Origin of the sequence: Actinoplanes sp. NPDC026670 (assembly GCF_040638175.1) — a bacterium.
Taxonomy (GTDB): Bacteria; Actinomycetota; Actinomycetes; order Mycobacteriales; family Micromonosporaceae; genus Actinoplanes.
The window spans coordinates 22325-29449 of record NZ_JBEZXU010000033.1; the positions used below are offsets into that span (position 1 = coordinate 22325).

Here is a 7125-nt window from a genome sequence, read left to right on the forward strand (position 1 = left end):
TCCTGCCCGGCAGCTTTGTAGAACCCTGCTGCTGTCAGCGGGTGTTGGACTTGACGGCTCGGGCGTCGCGGACGCGGTGGATGGCGGCGTGGATGAGGACGTTGAGTATCGCCGGGCCGACCAGGATCAGGTGGTGGGCGGCGTGGCCGACGCCGTCGAACGCGTACGGGTCGGCCCAGAACGGGATCGCCCAGGGCAGACCCAGCACGGTCAGTGGCAACAACGGCAGCAGGAGCCCGACCCCGGAGGTCGGCCCGGCGCCGGGCCCGTACAGGAAGGCGGCGGCCATGACCGCATAGGCAAGCACGAGTACAAGAACGGTGACGGCGTGTCTTCTGAGCCGCCGGCGTGCTTTGTCTGAGGTCACCGCCGCACTCTAACGGCGGCCCGCAACGCAAGATCGCTACGTGAGGATGCCGGTCAGCCGCCCGGTCCAGCCGTCGAGGATCTGTTCCGGGTCGCTGGCGAGGACGTCGGCGAGCAGGCCGGCGTACACGTCACGGAAGTCCACCGTGTATTTGAGGTCACCGTCGTCGAGGTCGGTGAGGCTCGGCGGTTCGCCGTGCCGGCCGCCGGCGACGCCGTCGCCGAGCAGGAACATGTGGGACGCCGTGCCATGGTCGGTGCCGTCCGAGGCATTGGCGTGCACCCGCCGCCCGAACTCCGAGTAGACCGCGATGACCACCCCTTTGCCGGCCATCCGGTCGGCGAACGCGGCGAGCGGCCCGTCGAGCCGGGTGAGCAGGTCCTTCTGGGAGTCCCGGCCGTCGGCGTGCAGGTCGAATCCGCCGAGCGACACCGAATACACCCGGGTGGCCGCCCCCGCCTCGATGCATTTGGCGACCAGGGCGAGTTGCTTGTCGAGCGGCGGCGCGGCGCCCCCGGTAGCGGTTGCCGCGGGCGGTTCGCCGTCGTCTGTCTCGTCGTCGGCGGCGCCGGCTTCGACCTCGCGCATCATGTCCTGAACCCGCATCAGATCGGCGAAGCAGGCCGCAGCGCGGGCCAGAGCAGGAGAAACACCCGGTTCGGCGGTCGCCAGGTTGCCTAGGGTCGCGGTGGTCAGTCCGCCGGGGAGGGCAAGCTTTCCATTGGGTACGGTCGCCCCGGCGCTGCCGGACCCGGCGAGCAGTGGTGGCAGCGCGGGTTCGAACGAGATCGCCAGTCGCGGGTCGCCGCCGGCGGTGTCGAGCCAGCGGCCGAGCCATCCGGTGGTGCCGGGCCGGTCGGGCTGGGCGGTCTGCCAGATGTCCATCGACTGGAAGTGACTGCGGTTGGGCCGTGGATAGCCGACGCCGTGCACGATCGCGAGCCGTTGGTCCTGGTAGAGCCGGTGCAGGCCGGTCAGTCCCGGGTTGAGGCCGAACTCGTCGTCGAGCCGGAGGATCGTCTCGGGTTCGTAGGTCATGCCGGGGCGGGCCGCCGCGTACGCCGGATCGGCATAGGGGATGACCGTGTTGAGCCCGTCGTTGCCGCCGTAGAGGGTGACCAGGACGAGGGTTTTCGCGGTGTCGTCGCGTTCGCCGGAGGTGGCCAGGATGTCGTCGAGGGAGTAGGCGGCGGCCCCGGTCGCGAGAGCGCCGGCGACTCCGCTGGCGATCAGGAACCGGCGGCGGGTGATGGTGTCCATGTCGGCGCTCCTCAGTGCACTGCGTATTCGGGGCTGCCCAGACCGATCGCGAGCAGTTGTCGCGGGTCCTTGGCCGAGTCGAGCGCGGCCCGGGTGCCGGCCGTCCAGGTGTCGACGACGAGCAGGGCGGCCAGGGTGTCGGCCCGGTCGGGTCCGGTGAGCCGGTCGGCGGTGGCGGGGGCCAGGCCGGCGAGGGTCTGCGCGGCGCGGAGGCGGGCCAGCCCGGTGGAGGTGGTGAGCCATTCGTTCCCAGCCGGCCAGCCACCGACGGAGGGTGGCCGTAGTGGGAGCTGGCCGAGTTCGCGCAGGATGGCCACGAGGCGTTGCTGTTGTCTGGTCTCCAGAGCGGCGACGTCGACGTCGAGTTGGCGTAGCGCGCCGACGAGCCATTCGACAGGTTGTTTGACCTGGCGGCCGTTCGTGCCCGGGAACTCCGGGTCCTGGAACAGGGCCCGCAGCAGCGCGGTGGTGTCCCGGCCGGCGGCGATGATCCGGGCGGTCGCGGCGGGGGTGGGCCCGGGTTCCGCGGCGTAGCGGGCCCACAGCCGTCCGGCCAGGAACGGCAGGTGGGCGTCGTGCTGGACGAGCAGGCCGGCGTAGGAGTCGACGTCCCAGGTCCCGGTGCGACCGAGCAGCCGGACGGGCCTGGTGTCGTGGCGTTTGGCGACCAGGGCGGCGGCGCCGGTGGCCCGGTCGATCTGCCAGCCGGTCAGCACCCGGGCGCCGGCTTTGACGTCGTCCTCGGTGTAGGCGCCGAGTCCGAGGGTGAACAGCTCCATCAGCTCGCGGGCCAGGTTCTCGTTCGGGGCCCGGCGGGTGTTCTTCTGCCCGTCCAGCCAGATGATCAGTGCGGGGTCGCGCAGCATCGCCCGCACGAGTGGGCCGGTGTCGCCTGTCCCGTACCGTCGCAGGGTCTGTTGTTGTTTGAGCATGAGTTGCGCGGAGCGGACCTTGCGGGCGCTGGTCGCCCAGTGCCCGTGCCAGAAGAAGGTGAGCTTCTCGGCGGCGCCGGGGCCGGTCATCCGGGCCAGCCACCAGCGGGTCAGCTCCGCCATCTGGTCGTTCTGGGCGCGGCGTGCTTCCCGGCGCTGTTCACGGTCGGCGCCGTCGGCGAGTCGTGCGACCGGGTCGGGGCCCAGTTCGGGTGGCGCCGGCGGGGGCGCCGGGCGCAGCAGCCGGTCGAGGGTGGCGTCGTATCCGGCCCGCACGGCCTCGTCGACCTCGGCCGGGGTCGGCCCGAACGTGAGGCGGCGCAGTAGGTGGGCCAGCGCCCGGCGGTCGGTCATGCGGGCCAACGTAGGGAGCCGATGTAAGCCTTCGGTAAAGACACCATCCGATTGGCGTACGGGAGGCCGATCGACCGCGGTGAGTGCCTTCCGGCCGCGTCCGGCATAGTATGCCGTTACCCTCTTCCCCCACCCGAGCGTGACCATCCCCCATATGGGAGCGCTCCCGACCCCCAGAAGGAACCATCCCCATGTCTCGAACACGGAAAGTGCTGACCGCGGCCGCGGTAGCCCTGGCCGCCGTCGGCGGTTCGGTAGCGGTCGCGCTCCAGGCCAGTGCGGCGGCCGGCTGCCGGGTCGACTACACGGTCACCAGTCAGTGGCAGGGCGGCTTCGGCGCCGATGTGAAGATCACCAACCTCGGTGACGCGGTCAGCTCCTGGACGCTGGGCTGGTCGTTCGCCTCCGGGCAGACCGTCAGCCAGCTGTGGAACGGCTCGTACACGCAGTCCGGGACGGCGGTCACGGTCCGCAACGTCTCGTACAACGGGAGCATCGCCACCAACGGCAGCACGTCGTTCGGTTTCAACGGCGCGTTCACCTCGACCAACCCGGTGCCGGCCGCGTTCACCCTCAACGGGACCGCCTGCACCGGCGGCGTGACCACCCCGAGCAGCTCGCCGGCGACCTCGCCGAGCAGCTCCCCCAGCAGCTCGCCGAGCACCAGCACCGGTCCGATCACCGGCAGCGCCGCGCAGCTCGTCGCCGACATGGGCAAGGGCTGGAACCTCGGCAACCAGCTGGAGGCCAACAGCAACGGCATCCCGAGCGAGACGGCCTGGGGCAACCCGGTCATCACCGGCGCCCTGATCGACCGGGTGAAGGCGGCCGGGTTCAAGACGATCCGGATCCCGGTGTCCTACCTGGGCAAGATCGGGGCGGCGCCGAACTACACGGTCGACGCGGCGTGGCTGACCCGGATCCAGGAGGTCGTCAACCTGGCCCACGACCGCGGCCTGTTCGTGCTGATCAACATGCACGGCGACGGCTACAAGAGCGTCGGCGGCGCGTGGCTGATCTGCGACGCGGCCGACCAGACCACGATCAAGGCCAAGTACCAGAAGGTCTGGCAGCAGGTGGCGTCGAAGTTCGCGAGTTACAGCGGGCGGCTGATCTTCGAATCGATGAACGAGAACTTCGACGGGCAATACGGCAACCCGACCCAGCCGTGCTACTCGAACATCAACGCTTACAACCAGATCTTCATCGATACGGTACGGCAGACCGGCGGCAGCAACACGTCGAGGTGGCTGCTGGTGCCGGGCTGGAACACCAACATCGACCACACCGTGGGCAGTGGGTTCGTGCTCCCGACCGACCAGTACCGGTCGTCGTCGATCCCGGCCGCCGACAAGCGGATCATGATCTCGGTGCACTACTACGACCCCTGGGACTTCACCGGCACGGAGAGCGGCGCCATCACCCAGTGGGGCCCGAACGCGACCGACGCGTCGAAGAAGTCGACGTGGGGTCAGCAGGACTTCATGGATTCGCAGCTGAAGAAGATGTACGACAAGTTCGTGGTCAACGGCTACCCGGTGTTCGTCGGTGAGTACGGCTCGATCGACAAGACCTCGGCCGACTCGACGAACAACAGGTACCGCGCCGACTACGCGCGGACCATGGTGGCGACCGCCAAGAAGTACGGCGCGGCCACCGCGTACTGGGACAACGGCTACAACGGCCAGTACGGGTTCGGCCTGTTCAACCGCAGTACCGCGACGGTGACGCAGCAGAGCATCATCGACGCCATCATGAGCGCCTGACCCGGGAAAGGGGCACCTGCCGTACGGCGGGTGCCCCTTTTCTAATGTGTACGCATGGACGGGTCCGGATGGGTGCCACTACGACCGGACGAGGACTTCGTCCCGCAGCTGCTCGCCGCCTCCCGGGCCCGCCGTGGCCTGGACTGCGCGGGCGCCGAGGTCGACGCCGCCGAGTTGCGGGCGGCCCTCCTCGCGCCGGACGAGGCCGACCCGTACGGGCTGCGGCTGGGCGACGCACGGATCACCGGCCGGCTCGATCTGCGCACGTGCCGGGTGCCGGTTCCGGTGCTCCTCGAGTCGTGCGACTTCACCGAGCCGGTCAACATCCTGGGCGCCAGCCTGCACGAACTGGTGATCATCGGTGATGCGTCGGCGAGCCGGCCCCACGTACTCCCCGGTCTTCTCGCCTCTGGGACCCGGATCGACAAGAACCTGATCCTGAACGGAATGGTGATCAACGGGGATGTCGTGACGAGGGCCGACGGCGGCCGGCCGGCGAGCGTCTGGCTCACCGACGCCGACATCGGCGGCAGCCTGGTCGCGGAAGGCACGCAGATCCTGGCATCGCAGGGCCGTGCGGTGCACGCCGACCGGATCCGGGTGGGCGGCAACATCCGGCTGGTGGGGGGTTTCCGGGCCACCGGCGAGCTGCGGATGCTGGCGATGCGGCTGGGCGGGTCGCTCGATGTGATCGGCGCCGAGCTCGCTCCGGGCGACGGGCGTGCGCTGGACATCGCCGAGGCCAGCATCGGCGGCAGCGTGTTCCTGCTGAACTCGCCGGACATCGGCCGCCGCTGCCGGGTCGGCGGCCGGATCGAGATGAGCCACGCGACGATCCGGGGTGCGCTGCTGATCCGCAACGCGAACCTGACCGCGCCACCGGCCGGCAGCGGTGAGCGTCTCTACAACGTCGAGTCCGACACCGGGCGGACGGCCCTGCTGGCTCCGCGACTGGCCGTGCACGGCACGTTCCGGGTCGAGGGCGACACGGTGATCCGCGGCGGGATCCTGCTGCCGGGCGCCCAGCTCGACGGCGGCCTGAAACTGGCCGGGGCGTTGTGGAACCCGGAGGACACCGCCCTCGATCTGAACCAGGCCGAGCTGGGTGGCTTCCTCAACGCGAGCGGCGCCTCGATCGAAGGCACGGTACGGCTCAACAGCGCCCGCATCAACGGCCTGCTCTGCCTGGATCGGGCCACCTTCGCCAGGCCCCGCCACGCGAAGAGGTGCGTCTCCGCCGTGAACCTCACCGTCGCGGGAGATGTGCAGCTGCGGCACAGCGCGGCGCTCGGTGGTTCCCTCGCCTTCCGGGGCGCCTCGATCGCCGGTGTCTTCGACGCCGAGGACACGTTCGTCAGCAACCCCGGCGGGCCGACGGTGAGCCTGCACATGGCCCAGGTGACCGGGAACGTGCGGTTGTGCGGCGGGTTCCGGTCGATCGGGCGGGTGGTGCTGACCCGGGCCGTGATCGGCGGCCGGCTGCGGGCCGACGGCGCCACGCTGACCTGGCGGGACGGCGAGACGCCGAGCCTGCGCGGAACCGCGATCGACGCCAACTCGGCGGTCATCCGGGGCGGGGTGAACCTGGGCTGGCGGATCGTCGCCGGGGCGGTCAACTTCGCCGGGGCGAGCACCTCGTATCTGGCCGACCGCCCCGACCAGGACTGGCCGGCCGACTCCTTCATCGGCGGTTTCTCCTACGAGCGGTTCGAGGCGGTCGAATGGCCCGGCGAGGCGGTGTGGGATCCGGAGGCCCGGATCGCCTGGCTGGACCGGATGACGCGGTACGACCCGCGGGCCTGGGAACGTCTGGCGGCGGTGCTGCGTACGGCCGGTGACGTCGACGGCGCGGAGGCCGTGCTGGTGGCGCAACACAGGCGGGCCCGGCGGCTGCGGACCGGGCGGGGGCGGTTCTTCGATGTGCTCCAGGACGTCACCGTGCGGTACGGGTTCCGGCCCCAGCGGGCGCTGTATCTGCTGGTGGCGCTGATCGCGGCGGTCACTGCCGGGCTGAGTCTGCCGGGGGTGCAGGCGCAGATGCGGGCGACGGATCAGAACGCGCTGGTGTTCACACCGGCCGGGGCACAGCCGCTGCCGGACGAGCATCTGCCGCCGGGCGCGTGCGGCAACGGCAAGGTCCGCTGCCTGAGCCCGTTCTTCTACGCGGTGGACACCGTGGTTCCGCTGATCGACCTGCACCAGCGGTCGACGTGGTATCCGGTGGCGGAGCGGGACGGCGTACTCCTGGAATGGCTGTTGAATCTCTGCACGATCCTGGGGTGGATCGCCTCGACCGTCTTCGCGGTGTCCTTCACGCGGCTGGGCCGGGCAGGCTGACCAGGCACTTCGCCAGGCGGTTCGGCGGCTCGCCGACCCGGCGGTTCGGGGTTCGGCCGTTCGGCGACTCGGCGGTTCGGCCGTTCCGGGGCTCAGGCGGTTCGTTGCT

At 70.5% G+C, this 7125-nt stretch carries 5 protein-coding genes; 2 read left to right on the top strand and 3 right to left on the bottom strand.

Annotation, left to right across the window (positions count from 1 at the left end; genetic code table 11):
* Positions 1–34: 34 nt before the first annotated feature.
* The 3 genes from AB0E94_RS29160 to AB0E94_RS29170 are packed head-to-tail and all read right to left on the bottom strand — an operon-like array spanning position 35 to position 2913.
* On the bottom strand, positions 35–367 hold the full coding sequence (locus AB0E94_RS29160) for a hypothetical protein (RefSeq protein ID WP_360332348.1): 333 nt from the start codon (positions 365–367) through the stop codon (positions 35–37).
* 36 nt (positions 368–403) lie between these two features.
* A complete protein-coding gene (locus tag AB0E94_RS29165; RefSeq protein WP_360332351.1) occupies positions 404–1627 on the bottom strand; it encodes a DUF1501 domain-containing protein in 1224 nt (407 codons plus the stop codon).
* Between the two features lie 11 nt (positions 1628–1638).
* A complete protein-coding gene (locus AB0E94_RS29170) occupies positions 1639–2913 on the bottom strand; it encodes a DUF1800 domain-containing protein (protein WP_360332354.1) in 1275 nt (424 codons plus the stop codon).
* Positions 2914–3104: 191 nt separating this feature from the next.
* Between AB0E94_RS29170 and AB0E94_RS29175 the strand changes: the two genes are divergently transcribed.
* Both AB0E94_RS29175 and AB0E94_RS29180 read left to right on the top strand, forming a co-directional pair.
* The gene (locus AB0E94_RS29175; protein WP_360332357.1) at positions 3105–4679 is read left to right on the top strand and encodes a cellulase family glycosylhydrolase; all 1575 of its coding nucleotides are present in this window, start codon (positions 3105–3107) and stop codon (positions 4677–4679) included.
* Positions 4680–4733: 54 nt separating this feature from the next.
* On the top strand, positions 4734–7016 hold the full coding sequence (locus AB0E94_RS29180; RefSeq protein WP_360332360.1) for a hypothetical protein: 2283 nt from the start codon (positions 4734–4736) through the stop codon (positions 7014–7016).
* Positions 7017–7125 lie beyond the last annotated feature (109 nt).

Coding starts and splice junctions, on each gene's coding strand:
- AB0E94_RS29170 (WP_360332354.1), bottom strand. CDS start 2,913: ATGACCGACCGCCGGGCGCTGGCCCACCTACTGCGCCGCCTCACGTTC.
- AB0E94_RS29165 (WP_360332351.1), bottom strand. CDS start 1,627: ATGGACACCATCACCCGCCGCCGGTTCCTGATCGCCAGCGGAGTCGCC.
- AB0E94_RS29175 (WP_360332357.1), top strand. CDS start 3,105: ATGTCTCGAACACGGAAAGTGCTGACCGCGGCCGCGGTAGCCCTGGCC.
- AB0E94_RS29180 (WP_360332360.1), top strand. CDS start 4,734: ATGGACGGGTCCGGATGGGTGCCACTACGACCGGACGAGGACTTCGTC.